Origin of the sequence: Brevibacillus halotolerans, from assembly GCF_026891775.1 — a bacterium.
Lineage (GTDB): Bacteria > Bacillota > Bacilli > Brevibacillales > Brevibacillaceae > Brevibacillus_B > Brevibacillus_B halotolerans.
Map to the genome: position 1 here is coordinate 278,045 of NZ_JAPTNK010000004.1, position 17,515 is coordinate 295,559.

The window sequence follows — 17,515 nt, forward strand, 5'->3', positions numbered from 1 at the left end:
GGTTATGAAATGGGACGAATTTTTCGTTACAGGTGAACCGATGATCTATGGCGCTATGGCAAGTATTGTGCTTGCCACGGTCGCTATCATTGGCGGTTTAACCTACTTTAAAAAATGGGGCTACTTGTGGAGAGAATGGCTCACTACAGTTGACCATAAAAAAATCGGTGTTATGTACATCATTGCCGCTCTACTCATGCTATTCCGCGGTGGCGTAGATGCTGTAATGATGCGTATTCAGCTAGCTGTACCTGATAATACCTTCTTAAATTCGCAGCATTACAATGAGGTCTTTACAACACACGGTATTATCATGATCCTCTTTATGGCGATGCCGTTTATCATTGGACTTATGAACGTGGTTATTCCTCTTCAAATCGGTGCGAGAGACGTAGCATTCCCGCGTCTTAATGCCGTTAGCTTCTGGCTGTTTTTCGCAGGTGCGATGCTCTTTAACATCTCCTTTGTTATTGGTGGATCGCCTGACGCTGGATGGACTGCTTACTTCCCGTTGGCAAGTAAAGAATTCAGTCCTACAGTAGGTAACAACTACTACTCCATTGCTTTACAAATTGCGGGTATTGGTACACTGATGACCGGTGTTAACTTTACTGCAACCATTTTAAAAATGCGTGCTCCTGGTATGAAAATGATGCACATACCAATGTTTACATGGTCTGTTCTTATTACTTGCGTGATCATCATGTTTGCCTTCCCTGTCTTAACAGTAGCGTTGGCACTAATGATGTTTGATCGTCTATTTGATAGTCAGTTCTTTACAATGGCTAACGGCGGTATGGATATGCTATGGGCCAACCTGTTCTGGATTTGGGGTCACCCTGAGGTATATATCGTTGTTCTGCCTGCGTTCGGTATCTATAGCGAAATCATCGCTACTTTCTCGAAAAAGAACCTTTATGGATATACTTCCATGGTTGTCAGTATGGTAGCTATTTCCTTGCTTTCTTTCGTAGTTTGGGCTCACCATTTCTATACAATGGGTCACGGCAGTGCGGTGAATGGATTCTTCTCGATCACCACAATGGCCATAGCAGTCCCGACAGGGGTAAAAATATTCAACTGGCTCTTCACACTGCGTAAGGGTCGGATTGAATTTACGACACCAATGCTTTATTCACTAGCCTTTATCCCGATCTTTACGATTGGTGGGGTAACAGGTGTTATGCTTGCGATGGCTAGTGCTGACTACCAATACCACAACACCATGTTCCTAGTAGCTCACTTCCACTATGTGTTGATTCCTGGTACGGTGTTTGCGGTTATTGCCGGTATGTACTACTGGTTCCCGAAAGTCTTTGGTTTTAAATTGAATGAACGTCTAGGTAAAATCAGCTTCTGGGTTATTGCTGTTTCCTTTAACGCGACATTCCTGCCTCTATTCTTCCTAGGATTGAATGGTATGACACGTCGTATGTACACATACTCTGCTGGAACCGGCTTTGGTCCGCTCAATCTGATTGCTACCATCGGGTCTATTGGTTTAACGCTTGGCTTTATCTTATTGGTTTACAACATCTATTGGAGCTGCCGTTACAGTCCGCGCGATGTAAATGGGGATCCATGGGGTGGACGTACGCTAGAATGGAGTACACACAGTCCTGTACCTGAGTACAACTTTGCAGTGATGCCTAATCACACTGGTCGTGACGCCTTCTGGTTTGCAAAACAAAAAAATCTACCGATGTTTACGGATAAAATTGAACCGATTCACATGCCAAATAACAGCGGGCAACCGTTTATTCTTGGTATAATCTTCTTCTTCTTTGGATTCTTCCTAGTATTTAGCTGGTGGACTCCTGCGATTATCTCAGGAATTCTGGTCATCGTCATGCTAGCTGTTCGCTCGTTTGAACGAGATCATGGCAAACACATTCCCGTTAAGGAAATCATCGAGACTGAGGAAAGATTGCGGGGTGATCGTGTATGAAAATAGATAAATCCCTTCCGCTTGAATATCGTACGGAAGAAAATCAATTAAAGATTTTGGGATTCTGGCTATTCTTAGGTGCCGAGATCGTACTGTTCTCTACCCTATTTGCTGTATATTTTACTTTGTGGCAACGTACAGGTCACGGCCCTACAGCCTCTCATCTTTTTGAGCTAAAAGGCGTTATGATTGAAACGATCCTCCTGTTAACCAGTAGTTTCGTTTGTGGACTAGCTATTCACAGCATGCGTCTTGGTTTTAAAAAGCCTACATTAGTCTTTTTGCTCATTACTCTTTTACTAGGATTAGGCTTCCTAGGTGTCGAGATTTTTGAGTTTATCACTTACGTTAATGAAGGTGCTACTCTGCAAACCAGTGCCTTTCTATCTAGCTTATTTGTTCTGTTAGGCACACATGGAGCGCACGTTACCTTTGGTCTATTATGGGGAATGGGAATCATTATGCAGATGAAGCGTGAAGGTATTAATGAGATTACCGCAAACAAGACTTTCATCTTCTCCCTATACTGGCACTTCCTTGACGTTGTCTGGATCTTTATCTTCAGCTTTGTCTACTTGAAAGGATTGATGTAATATGAAACAGCTATTCCCGATTCGTCACGTCATGGGATATATCTTTTCCCTCATCCTTTCTCTGGTTGCCTTAGCCGTCGTCTTTTGGGACATGTCACCAGTAGTAGGAATGACCATCCTGTCGGTATGCGCTATTATTCAAGCGTCCTTGCAGTTGTTTGTCTTCATGCATATCAATGAAGAAAATTCAACAGCAAACTCGCTGTATCTGAATGTTGGTTACGCCCTATTTGTAGGCTTAGTCACCATTTTCGGTACTTTATTCACAATGATTTGGGGATACTAATTTTTCCCTACGTAGTATAAATAGGTGCTAGCTTACCGGGTCAGCGTACAGAAATAATCAAATTCTGTGCGCTGGCCTTTTTTGCGTAAAGAAACGCTAGAGGGACAAACTGCTCCCATGAAAATAGCCGTTGTTTCAATGGTTTTCCCTCAGGTCGCTTTGTAACCTTTTTGAAACCCATTCATCTCACCCTCCCCCTATACTTATGTGTAGAGATACAAGAGATAATCAGGGGGACACAGCAATCATGAGAAAGCTTTTACTGGGTGCCATGGCACTTCTACTTGTCATACTAGCCTTGGGTTGCTCTCATCATACATCTACTTCAGACGGGCACACTGCAATAACAGAAGAGCAAACAGCAGGTGCCACCCTGTCAAAGGATGGTATACATAAAAGTAAGGAAGGTACATTTTCCTTTTGAATTACCGCTAACTGGAGAGGAAACGATAAAGCTATCAAACTATCTAGTGAAAAAACTCAAGAAATGGCGTCAATGGCAAAGCTCGTTTCTTCATTCCTACTTTCCTTAAACGAACCAGAATCCTTAAAATCAATCGCAGCATATCGCAATTTTTGAGCATGTACGTGGCTGTAGAATTTACGGATATGGCTAAAGCAGTGTTACCTATTCCTACATAATCAAATATGGTTGAACATTTTTGACTTGCTTATCTATCAAAACAGCACCTAGCAGACGCTAAAGTCTACAAGGTGCTGTTTTTCTCTATTGATTTCCCCTACAGGATAGGATTACCTATGATAACTTACCTACATTTCCTTAAAATAAGGTTGTTCCTTTATATTTTTTTTGTATAATGAAGACTGTTATTTAGCTCAACAAATACGATATGTTAGCGAAAAGGATGAACATAATGAATATACAGCCGCTATTTTTACAACCTGTTTTTCAAGAACGCATTTGGGGCGGAACCGCCTTACGTGATCGTTTTCCATACGATATTCCTTCTGATAAAACCGGTGAATGCTGGGCCATTTCTGCCCATCCAAACGGTATGTGTGTCGTGCTAAACGGTCCTCATCAGGGAAAAACATTAGCAGACCTCTGGGAAAACAATAAAGAATTGTTTGGCCACCATCAAAGCGAAAAATTCCCACTGTTGACCAAAATTCTTGATGCCAATGATGATTTATCGGTCCAAGTACACCCTAATGATGAATACGCTCATAAGCACGAGAATGGGGAATATGGAAAGACAGAATGCTGGTACATCATTGATTGTGACGAGGATGCTGAGCTAGTATTTGGGCATAACGCAAAATCAAAGGCAGAAGTAGAAGAGATGATCATGGGCGGTAAATGGTCTGATTTCTTGCGTAAAGTAAAAATCAAGCCGGGTGATTTCTTCTATGTCCCTAGTGGAACAATTCATGCCTTGTGCCAAGGAACGCTGGTGCTAGAAACACAACAAAGCTCTGACACTACTTATCGTGTATATGACTATGATCGTGTGGATGATCAGGGAAAAAAACGCGATCTACACCTAAAGAAAGCAATTGACGTAACAACTGCACCACATGTTGATACAAACCCAACTATTACGGTACAAAAAAACGGTGATGCTACCATCACGACGTACGTAACAAATGAATTCTTCTCTGTATACAAATGGGAAATCAGTGGTACGGCTACCTTTGAACAGGATCAAGCTTTCTTATTAGTAAGCGTGCTAGCGGGTACAGGTACCCTTGAAAAGGATGGGCAATCCTTTGCATTAAAGAAAGGGGACCACTTCATCCTTCCAGCTCAATTTGGGACATATAAGCTGACTGGCTCCTTAGAAGTAATGGTTTCACACCCATAAATAAAGAAATACATGAAGCAAAAAGTAGCCTGTAGAATAACTAGGCTACTTTTTGGCTCTTATTGACACAATACTACTAGTGAATTCTTGCCTACCTTTCACTGGAGAGGAGATTGCTATGAAGGTATTAGTTGTGGACGATGAAAATAGTTTACAAAATCTAATACGCCTGACATTAGAAATAGAGGGTCATCAGGTGCTAGTGGCAGCTAATGGAGAAGAGGCTTTAGCTCAATGGGAGCAACGACCAGACATGATTATCTTAGATGTCATGCTCCCTGACATAGATGGCTATCAACTATTGCGGGAATTCCGTGAGAAGGATAGCGATATTCCCATCATTATGCTAACGGCTAAAGGGCAAATTAATGATAAATTATTAGGCTTGCAGCTTGGTGCTGATGATTATATCACCAAGCCCTTTCATAGTACGGAGCTTCTACTTCGGATTAAAATCATTGAACGACGTATGGAAAAAATGAAAGAGAAGCCGGACCCAGATAATCTGAAAATTGATCGCTTTCTCATCCATCCGAACGAGCGAAAAGTATTTCTTGAGGGAAAAGAAATAACACTAACGTACAGAGAATATGATTTGTTGTTTTTGTTACTTAAAAATAGACAACGTGTATTTACCCGAGATGACCTTCTAATGAAGGTTTGGAAGTTCGAATATCCAGACAATACACGTGCTGTCGATATCATGATTCAACGCTTGCGCAAAAAACTAGGTTCATACGGAGATAAAATTAAAACCGTATATGGTGTAGGCTATAAAATTGATTGTTAGGTGAGAGTATGACACTTAAAAAAAACTTAAATGTAACGATCCTGGCTATTTTAATTCCTGTCATGCTCCTCTTGTACGTTGTCTTGATTGTTACGTTGCAGAAAAATGTTTTTACAAATGCGGTAACCTCTTTTCAAAAGTTAAGCGTTGAGGCTCAAATCTATAGCATTAATTATGTTGAGCGGGAAAAATCGGAGGCCACTGTGACTTTGCAAAATGGTGCCCCTCTAATCGCTTCTTATTTGTCTAAACGCTTAGGTACTCGTACACAAATCATCGGTATAAATAGTGAGGTACTAGCTGATACAAAACGAACGGCTTTTCCCAATTTAAACCTCGATATCGTTCAAGCTTTAGATGGGAAAAAAGCATACATGATAGAAAAATCCACATCAGCACCCCTGTTGCTATTCTCTAGTCCGATTTACGTACACGGAAAAGTAATTGGTGTTGTTCGCTTTATTCATGAGCTTGAGCAAGAAGACTTATTAATTAGCAACTTCAATAAAACATTTATGATTTCTTGTATTCTCATGTTTGTTGCTGTAGCACTCTTTGCCCATAGATTTGCGATTTCTTTGAGCAGACCGATTGAGAAATTACGCGACATGGCCCAGCAATTAGCCAATGGAAAGTACCAATGCAAAATCGAGCTACAGGATTATGAAGAGATTAAGCAGCTTTCCCAATCGTTTAATGTGATGGCCCATGCCATTGAACTGCACATAACTCAGCTTCAAGAGGAAAAGGTAAAACAAAAGGATTTTTTAGATCGGGTCACTCATGAATTAAAAACGCCGCTGACTGCCATTATGGGATACGCCAATTTAATTCCCCGATTAGAAAATAAACAAGACGTAAAGGATTGTCTAAGGCACATTTCTATTGAAAGCGAACGCCTACTTGCATTGGTAGAGGAATTGCTGAAAACCTCCAAATATGGAAACAGTCCATTTAACGTCTCACCTACGATATGTGATATTCAACCGATTTTAAAAGAAGCTGTCTTTAGTGTCCAACCACGATTAAATAAATACAAGATCACGATTTACAATCATGTCGAATCTGCAAAAATAGTAGCTGATCAAGATAAAACAAAGCAGATTTTTTTAAACCTATTAGACAATGCGATTAAATATAGTGATGCATCCTTCCTTGAGTTTCATGTGGAAATCGCTGAACATAGCTTAACCCTTGTTATACACGATGATGGCATTGGAATCAGTGAGGAAATGCTTGACCAAATTAAGCATGCACCACCGAATGAAGCGCTTCAGTCTAGTTTCGGCAATGGCTTCGGGTTGTTATTATGCCGGGAGCTTATGAAAAAACAGGGTGGTAGCATGGATATTGCTTCTGATGAAATAACCGGTACAACCGTACGTTTACTTTTCCCTACCCCCGCCGGATTGGAACATATTGCTAAGTGAAACCGCTTAAATAATACATTTACGAAACAATTGAGATGTAATTCCGAAATAATCGTTGGTTATCTTATGAGGAGAGCAAGAAACATGAAAAAAATATTAAGACCAGCTTTGCTTTTCATCATCATGCTTATACTCTTATCTTCCGTTGGCTACTCCCTGCAAGAAAGTCTCTATCGGAAAGTAGTCGTGATAGAAGATCAGAATGAAGTGTTGAAAAAAGTAAGCGATTCCTTGCCCGTGGAAGCGATGATACACCACGAAAAATGGGGAGTCGTAAACATTACTGATGAGGTTTTGCTATACTCAATCATTTCTTACATTGATCTTATTAAAAAAGAAAATGATCCGCTCGTTGTTTCAGGAGATAAGAGAGGAACCATGTTCTCTGGCAAGATCCGTTATCTTAATGGGGTTGAGCATAGATTTCAGTTAGAAAATGCTTTTACCTTCGATGAGCTAACGTATGGCCAGAAGTATGATACTCCCATTTTATCTGCTTTTCGGACACACCTGCTTCGCTTGTTTTATTCATCGAACCAGTTTGCAGAGTTTACCCAAAAGGCTAAGGACGTTTTTGTCAAAAAAACGGTGGCCGATTCCGGTAAACGCATTCATGAAAAGGTTTTCTTGATTGAAAAACTAAAGCAAGCGTACGAAATTAAGGATACGTCCGAAATTAAGCAGCTCACCTTCCAGAAACAGCAGCCGCTCGGCATCATCACCGTCTATAAGAATGGCAAGCAGAAAAGGAATGACCGTAACGATATTCTTACTTTTATCGTTTATGAGAAATACTTTATTGTTCAGTATTTAGGCGATGATAATGGGAATTCCATCTATATGACTGGGCGTTTAGCAGAACTCTTATAAAGAAAGTAAAGGCTGATCTATGATGACGAAACGTTTATTCTTTTTCTTGCTGTTAAGTATTTGTTCCTTATTACTTGTTAGTTGTTCCAAAGAAGTGAATCCTATTACCTATGATAAACATGGGATTCCTCGTTTAAAAGGTCATCACCTTGTTGCCTATGTTGCTTCTCGTGAAGAAGTAGGAAATGCTTTGCTATCATCCTTTTGCCAAGAAACCGGCTGCACGTATGAATTCATGCGTTTATCTACAGAAGACATTCTGCGCCGGGTTGCACAGGAGAAAAATAACCCTCAAGCTGATTTAGTTATCGGCGGCACGGTCGACGCTCATATCACAATGAAAAATGAGAAGCTGTCAGAGCCCGTTAACAGCAAGAACGGCTCCCACATTCCCGTAGAAACAAAGGATGAGGATGGTTACTGGTACGGCTATGAGATCGAACAGTTATCTATAGCTATTAATGCAGACCGCTGGCACAAAGAGATTGAACCGTTAGGATTATCATTCCCAACAAAATGGGCCGATTTGTTACATCCTGCTTATAAGAACCAAATCGTGATGTCCAACCCTAATTTCTCCGGCACGGCCTACACATTTATTTTATCCTTGTTTGAAACATTAGGTGAAAAGCAGGCAATCGACTATATTACACGTTTACATCCAAATATAGCTGCTCTAACTGTAAACGGCTACATGCCGGCACAGTTAGTAAGTTCTGGAGAGTATCTCATTGGAATTAACTTTCTGGGGGATCAGCGAAAGCTACGCGAAGCCGGCTTCCCACTGATCAGCATTGTCCCTGAAGATACAGGATTAGCTGTCAATGCTCTCTCTAAGATTAAGCATGCACCAAACGGACTTGTTGCTGATTTATTTATTGATTATTCGTTGTCCAAACAAGCAGCAAAGGTATTAGAACGTGTATCATATGGGATTCCTACCGTACAACAAGAAAAGATGAATAGGTTGAATATGGATGTTATACAGATTCATGAGTCTATGAAATGGCATGATACCATCATCAAACTTTGGAACAAATTACGAGATACAAAACAACCTCAAGGAGAATGATTCATGTTTGGATGGTTAAAGCAAGCTCCAGCCGCACCTCGTCTACCTGAACATATGATCGCTAAAATGTACAAGATCTTCCGTATCCGTACATTGATCGGAATTTTCATCGGTTATGCTGGTTATTATTTAGTTCGTAGTAACTTCGCACTTTCTACAACCTACCTAAAAAGTGATTTTGGTTTTACTACAACTCAAATCGGTCTATTAAGCTCTGTTATGGCTATTACCTATGGCGTAAGTAAATTCTTTATGGGTAACCTAGCAGACAAGGCTCATACACAACGCTTTATTGCTTTTGGTTTAGTACTGTCTGCCTTGGCTAACATTTTCTTTGGTTTCACTTCTAGCTTTGGTCTGTTTATCGTTTTATTGTTCATGAATGGTATGTTCCAAGGTATGGGGGCTCCTCCATGCAGTATCGTAATGGCAAAGTGGTTCTCCAAGAAAGAACGCGGAACAAAAATGGGTATCTGGAATTGCTCTCATAATATTGGTGGCGGTATCATCGCTCCAATCGTTGGTGTGGGTCTAGGTATTTTCGGTACACAGTTCTGGCAAGCAGGTGTATACATCTTCCCAGCAGCTCTAGCTATTCTTATTGCGATTTTTGTATGGTTCTGCGGTAAAGATACGCCTCAATCTTGCGGACTTCCGCCAATTGACGAGTATCGTAACGATTATGATGATGTAAAAGATGAATCAAATGGTACTGATCTATCTCCTAAAGAGATCTTGATGAAATATGTTGTGAAAAACAAATTTGTGTGGTTCCTCTGCTTTGCTAACGCATTTGTTTACTTGATTCGCTTCGGTGTATTGAACTGGGTTCCTCTATACCTAACAGATGTAAAAAGCTTTACGCAAGCACAATCCCATATGGCATATCTTGCATTTGAATGGGCTGCGATCCCAAGCTCCCTACTTGTTGGTTGGTTGAGCGACCGTGTGTTTAAAGGTAATCGTATGCCATTATGTATCATTAGTATGGTAGGCGTTGTACTTGCAACATTGGTATATTGGAAATCTTCCAACGTACTAGCAATCAGTATTGCGGTATCTGTTATCGGTTGTTTGATCTATGTACCACAATTTTTAATCGGGCTATCCGCTATCGACTTCGTACCAAAGTTCGCTGTAGGTACAGCAGTAGGTATGACAGGATTGTTCGGGTATGTAGGCGGTAGCTTCGTAGCTAATGCCGTAATCGGATTTTTAGTTGATGCTTCTGGCTGGGATGGTGGCTTCATGCTAATGCTAGCTGGCGGTGTTGCAGCTAGTGCCTTCCTAATCCTTATTCAAATGGGACAAAAGAAGCAAAAAGAAAAACTAGCATAACAGCGGTTTAAAAATAAAGGATGAGGGACGTCTCTTATGATGGAGACATCCCTCATTTTTTTGCTTCCATAAAAAATACAGATAAAAACTTCCTTACATTTATCCGACATTTCGTAGTTTTTTCGCCGGCCTCAAGCTCCTTCATTCGCAATCTCACCTCTTTGAAATCAAATAAGCGAGGAGCAAAATGTTCAAATGTAGGATTTGCATAATCGGTTAAGCCTAACGAGGATAAATGTGTAAAGGCTTGTAGCACCATTCGGCGAATCCGTTGCTCCATAGCTCGAACTTCCTTTACAAGTACCTGCTCATCTATTTTATTAGACATTCTCTGCAATACCCGGGCATACAGCTCCTTTAGCTGCATATCCCGCAATAAATGCCCCCCACGTTCTTCCGTAGCCAGCCATTGAATCATGGCAAAAAGATCACGTGCCCCTGCTTCACCTGCAATTCCTAGCTGTAGTAAGAGCTGGCGGGCACTTTGTTCCAGATGGTTCTGTTCAAACGATCCCAGACGTGGCGCATGAAATCCTTGATACCCCTGATTAAGCTGTTCCTTCCCCTTAATATCCAATATCTGAAGCGATTTGCGAATAGATTGTAAGGATGCTTCCAATGAGAGATGGTCGGCTACCCGTTTTAATACAGAAAGCACCTCAAGCTTATTAATCGGCTTTTGAATAAAGGTATCTATTCCTTGTAAGTACGCTTCCCCGATCATTTCCTTATTTTCTACCTGCGATACCATGATAAATTTACCGGTAAAGCCCTCCCCTTGAAGCTTTTTAATCGTCTGTACACCATCCATCCCTGGCATTAATAAGTCAATTAAAACAACGTCTACACCATATAACTGGTCAATCGAAACATGGATACCATCGCTTGCTTGTCCAATGATTTCCCCTAGCTTGCTTTCATGAATCAGTCTCTCCAGCATCCTACGTACAACAGCATCATCTTCAATTAGGAAAAACCGAAGCATAAGCCCCCCTCCTCTCTTAGCAACTGATCGGTTGGTATTCTCACCTCAAAATGTGTGATTGGTTCTGATTCATGCATGATCCTGAGTGTACCATCCAAGCTATGTATGATGCCTTTTGCATGCGTAAGGCCTATGCCTGTAGAGGGCTTTCCTTCTCTGTCATACTTTGTGGTATAGCCTAGTTCAAACACCCATTCCCGATCTTCCTGCAAAATACCCGCCCCATTGTCCCTAACATGAAAAATAATTTCTCTCTTATCAAAACCCACTGAAAGCTCAATTTTTCCTTCAATAGGAATGGCCTCTACTGCATTGGCTACCAGATTATTTAACACAGAGAGTAGCTCATAGATTTGACTAGTAGACAGATTAACATCGCACTTCCCGGTGAACTGTATCCTCTTTCCCATCATTTCGGCATATTTCTGGTTTGCGCGTATAACTAATCCACATAATTCCGATATGGATAGCTGAGGCGCTAATTCCTTTTGATTAATAATTTTTAATAATCCAGCCAGCATGCGTTGAGAATCTTTTTTTACCTCATGCACATGCTCCGCTATGTGTAAGGCTCTCGATGATTCAGTATTTTCTGACGATAAAAGCTGTCGATATAATTGATAGCTCTCTCTGGTAATTTCCTCCAACTGCGTCATGGATTTACGCAGGTAAAAGGTTTCCTCATACAAGCCGGTGTTAATCATTCGTAGACGTTCCAGCTCCTGCTGTCTAACTTCCCCTACCGCTCGTACTTGGCGAATGGAAAAACTATTATATAGACCCACCGCAAAGAAGCTGCGTAGGGCTCCAAAGAACAAAAGCACCAATATACTTTCTCCCCAACTGGCAGGAGCTACTCCACTTATCTCACGTACCCACAGCTCTACTAAATTTGAAGCACAGTCTATCGTAGCGCCTATCAGCCCTAACAGTACCGGAGATTCTACATAGCGGCGGGCGCTCACTATCTGAAACAATAACGTGAAGCTACAATAATAAAAGACGGAGGGCAAATGAATGAACAAGCTTTCTTGCCAAGCTGTCCCGTATGCCACAATGTCCAAGCCTACCCGAAACCACATAGTAAACGCACCCGTTAACAATCCAATCAGCAATACTGGCACAGACTGGAACCACAATAACCCGAAGAAGAAGGCAGCAATCCCTAACGAAAACCGAAACGTCCCTCCAAATGGATTCACTTTCATTTCTCCAAAAAAGGCGGTTGCTAGCATAATTATCAGCAATAACAGAAGACGTTCGCGCATAAAACCTCCTTTTCTAAAAAAAGAAAAATCTCTTTCCCCTATTTTACTAGGAAAAAGAGATGTGCAAAACCATTTCCTTTATATATGTTTATTTTCTAAGCGTTTAGAGACTCGTGACAAGCTGTAATTCACTACAAAATACATCATCGCCACCATCAAAAAGGTTGGTATCACATAATTAACGTTTCGGCCGTTAATAATTTGGGCATGATTCATTAATTCTGGCAGCGCAATAACAACTGCAAGCGACGTATCCTTAAGTAAGGAGATAAATTGACTTACAATAGGCGGAACCATTTTACGCAGAGCTTGCGGAAGCACCACATGCCAAAGTGTTTGCATATAAGATAGACCGGATGAACGTGCCGCTTCTATTTGCCCCCTATCAACTGAATGCAAACCGCTGCGAACAATTTCAGACAGCATAGCCGCTTCAAAAATTACCAGTGCTAAAATAGCCGCTGCTACCTTATCCAGCTTTAAGCCAACCTCTGGCAAGGCAAAATACGTGAAAAAAATGATTAACAGAAGCGGCAAATTACGAATAAGCTCAACCACCGTAGCAAGCGCCTGTGACACAACAGGAATCCGAGCATATCGCATGGTTCCAATCATAATCGCAATAGTAAAGCTCAAGACAATCGAAATGAATGCTACTTTGAGCGTAACCCCAAAGCCTTCTACCAAAAAGACAAGATACTGAGGAGAGTATGCTCCGATAAAATCCATATATGCCCTCCCCTTTATTTATGGCTCGCCAAGCGTCGCTCCAGATATCCTACGAGGAAGCTTAGCGGCAGAGTTATCATGAGATAAAAAATAGCAACAAATATATAAACATCAAATGTAACAAAGGTCTCGGCCGATATCAGATCACCAAAATACATTAAATCAAGGCCAGCAATCACCCCAAGTATCGAGGAATTTTTCACTAGATTGATAAATTGATTCCCCATGGGTGGAATTACAACTTTAAACGCCTGCGGCAAGATAATGTAGCGCATGGTTTGTACGTAAGTAAGGCCTGACGAACGCGCTGCCTCACTCTGCCCCTTAGGTATAGCCATGATCCCTGCACGTATCGTTTCTGCAATAAACGCCGCTGTGTAGACTGTAAGCCCCAGCGTACCAGCCAGAAACGGTTTTAATACAATTCCCAATGCAGGTAACCCCACAAAAAATAAAAACACAACCAGAAGGAGAGGAATATTTCGAATAAATTCTACATATGCTACCCCTATCCAATTTAGTGGGCGTACTGGTGCAATACAAAAAACGGCAATAATTGTCCCTAATAACAAGCTTCCCGCTAATGCCAGCACACTCGCTTTAAGCGTATTTTCAAAGCCTTCTATAAATAGATCGGAGTGCTCTAAAAGAATAGAAAAATCGATCATCTTTGCTGTAATCCCCCTTTATCTTCATGACATAAAGGAATGAGCGGTAGGGAGGACGCCCATTCCATTCAGGTCTTCAAATCACTCGGGTCTAATTTTTTGGCTTTTCACCAATCCATTTTTCGTAAAGCTTGTCATATTCACCATTTTGCTTCATTTCCTTTAGGAGATCGTTGACCAATGCTACGAATTCCGCATCACCCTTTGGCAAAGCAATTCCATAGGGTTCTTCCGTAAATGTTCCCTCTACGACACGGAAATTCGGATCTTGTTTAGCCATTCCGTATAACAAAGCATTATCTGTAGTTAACGCATCACCTTGACCTGCCTTTAATGCGGTAAAGGCTTCTGCATAGTTTTCAAATTCAAGAACCTCTGCCTCTGGAGCATTTTCACGTATGTTTTTGGCTGAAGTAGAGCCCTTTGCCGTCACTACTTTTTTCCCCTTTGTAAAATCCTCAAGACCTTTGATAGTGCTGTCTTTCTTCACGAGGAAGGACTGACCGGCCATGAAGTATACGTCAGAGAAATCGACTTCCTTCTTGCGTTCATCAGTAATTGTCATCGTTGCAATAATGGAATCAATCTCTCCGTTTTTTAACATCGGAATACGAGTCTTAGAGGTTACTTCCTTCAATTCAATTTTATTTTCATCGCCTAGAATTTTTTTAGCAATTGCCTTCGCTATATCAATATCAAAGCCTTCGACATTCCCCGTGGCTGGATCTTTTAACCCAAATAAATTCAAATCATACTTAACCCCGACCACGTACTTGCCTCGCTCTTTAATCTTGGCTACTGTACTAGTCGCTGCGGCCTTTCCTGATGGGCTAGCCCCATCCTGTGTTTTACTAGACCCGCATGCTGCTAATGCTGTTGCGCTCAACATTACTGCCAAGCCTACACCCAATACTTTTTTCCAGGTTTTATTTGCTTTCATTTGATTACCCCTTTTCCTTATTTTTATCTAGAAAAGATTAATGATTTAAAATCCGGCTTAAAAATAACTGGGCCCGCTCCTCACGCGGATTGGCAAAGAACTGATCGGGATGCGCTTCCTCCAATATTTGGCCTTGATCCATAAAGACAATTCGATCAGCCACCTCACGCGCGAAGCCCATTTCATGTGTTACCACGACCATCGTCATTCCTTCTTTAGCGAGCTTTTTCATTACATCAAGAACCTCTCCGATCGTTTCCGGGTCAAGTGCAGATGTAGGCTCATCGAACAGCATAATTTTGGGCTTCATGGCTAGCCCGCGAGCAATGGCGACACGTTGCTGCTGACCTCCGGATAATTGGGAGGGTAGCTTATCCGCTTTATCAGGTATCCCGACTTTCTCTAAGTAAGACATCGCCGTCTCTTTTGCTTCTTTCTCAGAAATACCCAATACCTTAATGGGAGCTAATGTGATGTTTTGCAACACAGTCTTGTGCGGATACAGGTTAAAATGCTGAAACACCATACCGATATCGCGACGAAGCCGATTAATATCGGTATTTTTGTCATTGACCTTGATGTTGTCTACAATCAGTTCTCCATTTGAAATCGTTTCTAGGCGATTCATACAGCGAACTAATGTGCTTTTCCCAGACCCGGAAGGTCCGATGACCACGACAACCTCTCCCTGGTTGATGTGAAGATTAATGTTTTTAAGCACGTGGAAATTTCCGTAATGTTTGTTCACTTGATGAAAGCTAATCAACCAGAATCCCCCTTATTTATGGTTTTATATTTCGTATCGTAAAGAGAACCTACCCGATTCTACAGAAAAATACAAAGAATTTTCTTTTTATTAGAATTTTTAAATAAAATGAAAGCTACTCTCCCTATCAAGCTACATAAAGCAGTAAGCCTGTTCCTCTCTGTTGTCCATGTTCTACCTAATTTTTTCTACCTGTTTTGGTAAATAAACGTAACAAAGTTTCCTACTAGAACGTCTAAAGCTAATAGAGCATTTTTTTTAAAAAATCTATTGATTCGGGAGGATTGTAAGAATGAAGCTTCGCCAGTTATTCGCCCTGCTTCTTTTGTTCACACTATGCGTCCCCATGATGGGCCAGTCGGTGCAAGCTCAGGCTTCCCAGGGGATTAGTATCTACCTGGATGGACAAAGAATAAATAGTGATGTCCCACCGTACATCATTCCAAAAGTAAATGTCACCATGGTTCCGCTTCGTGTTATCAGCGAAGGCCTAGGTGCCCAGGCTAATTGGGATCAATCTAAGCAAACCGTGACAATTCGTAAGCCAGACACCAACATAAGCATGACCGTAAAGCAAAATTATGCAACGGTAAACGGATCGAAAGTTAACTTAGACTCTTCCGTAGTAAACAAGCAAGGTCGTGTCATCGTTCCGCTACGCTTTGTAAGTCAACAATTAGGTCTTCAAGTAGCTTGGGATCAGCCTACACAAACCATCACACTGCAATCAGGCAACCAAGCGCCACCAGATATTGTAGGTCCGGAAAACGGACTATACCCTGAATATCCTGGCAATGTCATCAGTCCTGAAAATACAAACCCTGGTTTCCCTCCTAATCCCGGAGTGCCTACTACCACCGAGCGTTCTTTGCGAGGTGTCTGGGTATCTACCGTTTATAATTTAGATTGGCCTTCAGCCGCTTCCTATAGCAATATGGACAAACAACAACAGGAGTACATACAATTGCTAGACTCTATACAGGGAATGGGCTTAAATACTGTATTTGTCCAGGTTCGTCCTTCGGCAGATGCCTTTTATCCATCATCACTAGTTCCATGGTCTAAATACCTGACAGGAACACAAGGAAAAAACCCTGGCTATGATCCTCTTGCTTTTATGATTGAAGAAACACATAAACGCGGTATGGAGTTTCATGCTTGGTTTAACCCTTTTAGAGCTAACGTTGATGCAAACACCGATCAATTAGCTGCTAACCATGTAGCAAAACTCCATCCAGAGTGGATCATTAATGCGAAAAACAAGCTCTACATTAACCCAGGAATACCTGAAGCACGTCAACAAATCATCAAGGAAATTATGGAGGTAGTAAACCGATACCAAATCGATGGCGTTCATCTGGACGATTACTTCTATCCATCTGACGGGGTATTCCCTGATGACGCTACCTTCAAAGCTTATAACTTCAATTCGTTTGCCACAAAAGCGGAGTGGCGCCGCGATAATATTAATCAATTTGTTCGTCAACTAGGGGAAGCCATTCATAGCGCTAAGCCACAAGTACAATATGGTATAAGTCCATTTGGTGTGTGGCGCAATAAATCGATGGACAGTACCGGATCGGACACAAAAGCCGGCGTGACTGCTTATGACAATATGCATGCAGACGTTCGTACATGGATTAAGCAAGGCTGGATTGATTATGTTATGCCGCAAATCTACTGGAGCTTCTCCTTCTCTGCTGCCCAGTACGACAAGCTCGTTACTTGGTGGGCTAATGAAGTGAATGGAACCAATGTGAAGCTATATGTAGGGCATTCTCCTTATAAGCTGGGAACAAAGGAAGCAGGCTGGCAATCAGCTCAGGAGATTATTAATCAATTGCAGTTTAATACTCAGTTCCCTCAGGTAAAGGGCGATGTATTCTTTAGCGCTAAGGATCTTCGTAAGAATCCGCTTGGAATCGCTGATTTGCTAAGAAGCTATTACGGTAAATAGCAAAGGAATATTGGAAGTACGCAAAAACCCCCTCCTTACCCATTTAAAA

Annotated in this window: 17 protein-coding genes; 11 read left to right on the top strand and 6 right to left on the bottom strand. The window is 41.4% G+C overall.

Features of this window, described 5'->3' with window-relative positions; all coding sequences use genetic code 11:
• The first annotated feature begins 4 nt into the window (after positions 1 to 4).
• The 10 genes from qoxB (at position 5) to pgtP (ending at position 10,153) form a co-directional block, all read left to right on the top strand.
• Positions 5 to 1,948: a cytochrome aa3 quinol oxidase subunit I gene (qoxB, locus tag O0550_RS08330; protein ID WP_003342870.1), complete on the top strand. Its 1,944-nt coding sequence runs from the start codon at positions 5 to 7 to the stop codon at positions 1,946 to 1,948.
• Entirely contained in the window at positions 1,945 to 2,541 is a 597-nt protein-coding gene (gene qoxC, locus O0550_RS08335) for a cytochrome aa3 quinol oxidase subunit III (RefSeq protein WP_003334097.1), read from the top strand. Before qoxB ends, qoxC begins: the two co-directional genes overlap by 4 nt.
• Before the next feature lies 1 nt (position 2,542).
• Positions 2,543 to 2,827 carry a cytochrome aa3 quinol oxidase subunit IV gene (gene qoxD, locus O0550_RS08340; protein WP_003334096.1) on the top strand — a complete coding sequence of 95 codons (285 nt, stop codon included), beginning with the start codon at positions 2,543 to 2,545 and terminating at the stop codon, positions 2,825 to 2,827.
• Positions 2,828 to 3,074: 247 nt separating this feature from the next.
• Positions 3,075 to 3,251, top strand: coding sequence for a hypothetical protein (locus tag O0550_RS08345; RefSeq protein ID WP_003342874.1), 177 nt, complete (start codon positions 3,075 to 3,077; stop codon positions 3,249 to 3,251).
• Between the two features lie 451 nt (positions 3,252 to 3,702).
• Positions 3,703 to 4,653: a mannose-6-phosphate isomerase, class I gene (gene manA / locus O0550_RS08350; protein ID WP_003342877.1), complete on the top strand. Its 951-nt coding sequence runs from the start codon at positions 3,703 to 3,705 to the stop codon at positions 4,651 to 4,653.
• Positions 4,654 to 4,771: 118 nt separating this feature from the next.
• Complete coding sequence (locus O0550_RS08355; protein WP_003342879.1) at positions 4,772 to 5,443, top strand: response regulator transcription factor; 672 nt, start codon at positions 4,772 to 4,774, stop codon at positions 5,441 to 5,443.
• Between the two features lie 8 nt (positions 5,444 to 5,451).
• Positions 5,452 to 6,873 carry a sensor histidine kinase gene (locus tag O0550_RS08360; protein WP_101669359.1) on the top strand — a complete coding sequence of 474 codons (1,422 nt, stop codon included), beginning with the start codon at positions 5,452 to 5,454 and terminating at the stop codon, positions 6,871 to 6,873.
• A gap of 84 nt (positions 6,874 to 6,957) precedes the next feature.
• Positions 6,958 to 7,743 carry a DUF3919 family protein gene (locus tag O0550_RS08365; protein ID WP_068792234.1) on the top strand — a complete coding sequence of 262 codons (786 nt, stop codon included), beginning with the start codon at positions 6,958 to 6,960 and terminating at the stop codon, positions 7,741 to 7,743.
• A 22-nt stretch (positions 7,744 to 7,765) separates the two neighbouring features.
• A complete protein-coding gene (locus O0550_RS08370; RefSeq protein WP_035318738.1) occupies positions 7,766 to 8,815 on the top strand; it encodes an ABC transporter substrate-binding protein in 1,050 nt (349 codons plus the stop codon).
• 3 nt (positions 8,816 to 8,818) lie between these two features.
• A complete protein-coding gene (gene pgtP, locus O0550_RS08375) occupies positions 8,819 to 10,153 on the top strand; it encodes an MFS transporter (RefSeq protein WP_003334089.1) in 1,335 nt (444 codons plus the stop codon).
• Between the two features lie 52 nt (positions 10,154 to 10,205).
• Here the strand turns inward: pgtP and O0550_RS08380 are convergent, their stop codons facing one another.
• The 6 genes from O0550_RS08380 to O0550_RS08405 form a co-directional block, all read right to left on the bottom strand.
• Positions 10,206 to 11,138 (bottom strand): response regulator, encoded by a 933-nt coding sequence (locus O0550_RS08380; protein WP_258426018.1) that lies wholly within the window; start codon positions 11,136 to 11,138, stop codon positions 10,206 to 10,208.
• Entirely contained in the window at positions 11,120 to 12,406 is a 1,287-nt protein-coding gene (locus O0550_RS08385; RefSeq protein WP_003342887.1) for an ATP-binding protein, read from the bottom strand. The genes O0550_RS08380 and O0550_RS08385 overlap by 19 nt, the downstream gene beginning before the upstream one ends.
• Before the next feature lie 78 nt (positions 12,407 to 12,484).
• The gene (locus tag O0550_RS08390) at positions 12,485 to 13,135 is read right to left on the bottom strand and encodes an amino acid ABC transporter permease (protein ID WP_003342889.1); all 651 of its coding nucleotides are present in this window, start codon (positions 13,133 to 13,135) and stop codon (positions 12,485 to 12,487) included.
• Positions 13,136 to 13,149: 14 nt separating this feature from the next.
• Positions 13,150 to 13,803 (bottom strand): amino acid ABC transporter permease, encoded by a 654-nt coding sequence (locus tag O0550_RS08395; RefSeq protein WP_003342891.1) that lies wholly within the window; start codon positions 13,801 to 13,803, stop codon positions 13,150 to 13,152.
• A 91-nt stretch (positions 13,804 to 13,894) separates the two neighbouring features.
• A complete protein-coding gene (locus tag O0550_RS08400) occupies positions 13,895 to 14,743 on the bottom strand; it encodes a glutamate ABC transporter substrate-binding protein (RefSeq protein ID WP_003342892.1) in 849 nt (282 codons plus the stop codon).
• A 37-nt stretch (positions 14,744 to 14,780) separates the two neighbouring features.
• On the bottom strand, positions 14,781 to 15,509 hold the full coding sequence (locus tag O0550_RS08405) for an amino acid ABC transporter ATP-binding protein (RefSeq protein ID WP_003342894.1): 729 nt from the start codon (positions 15,507 to 15,509) through the stop codon (positions 14,781 to 14,783).
• Positions 15,510 to 15,801: 292 nt separating this feature from the next.
• On the opposite strand from O0550_RS08405, the gene O0550_RS08410 reads away from it, so the two are divergent.
• Positions 15,802 to 17,466: a family 10 glycosylhydrolase gene (locus tag O0550_RS08410; protein WP_258426020.1), complete on the top strand. Its 1,665-nt coding sequence runs from the start codon at positions 15,802 to 15,804 to the stop codon at positions 17,464 to 17,466.
• The last annotated feature ends 49 nt before the right edge of the window (positions 17,467 to 17,515 follow it).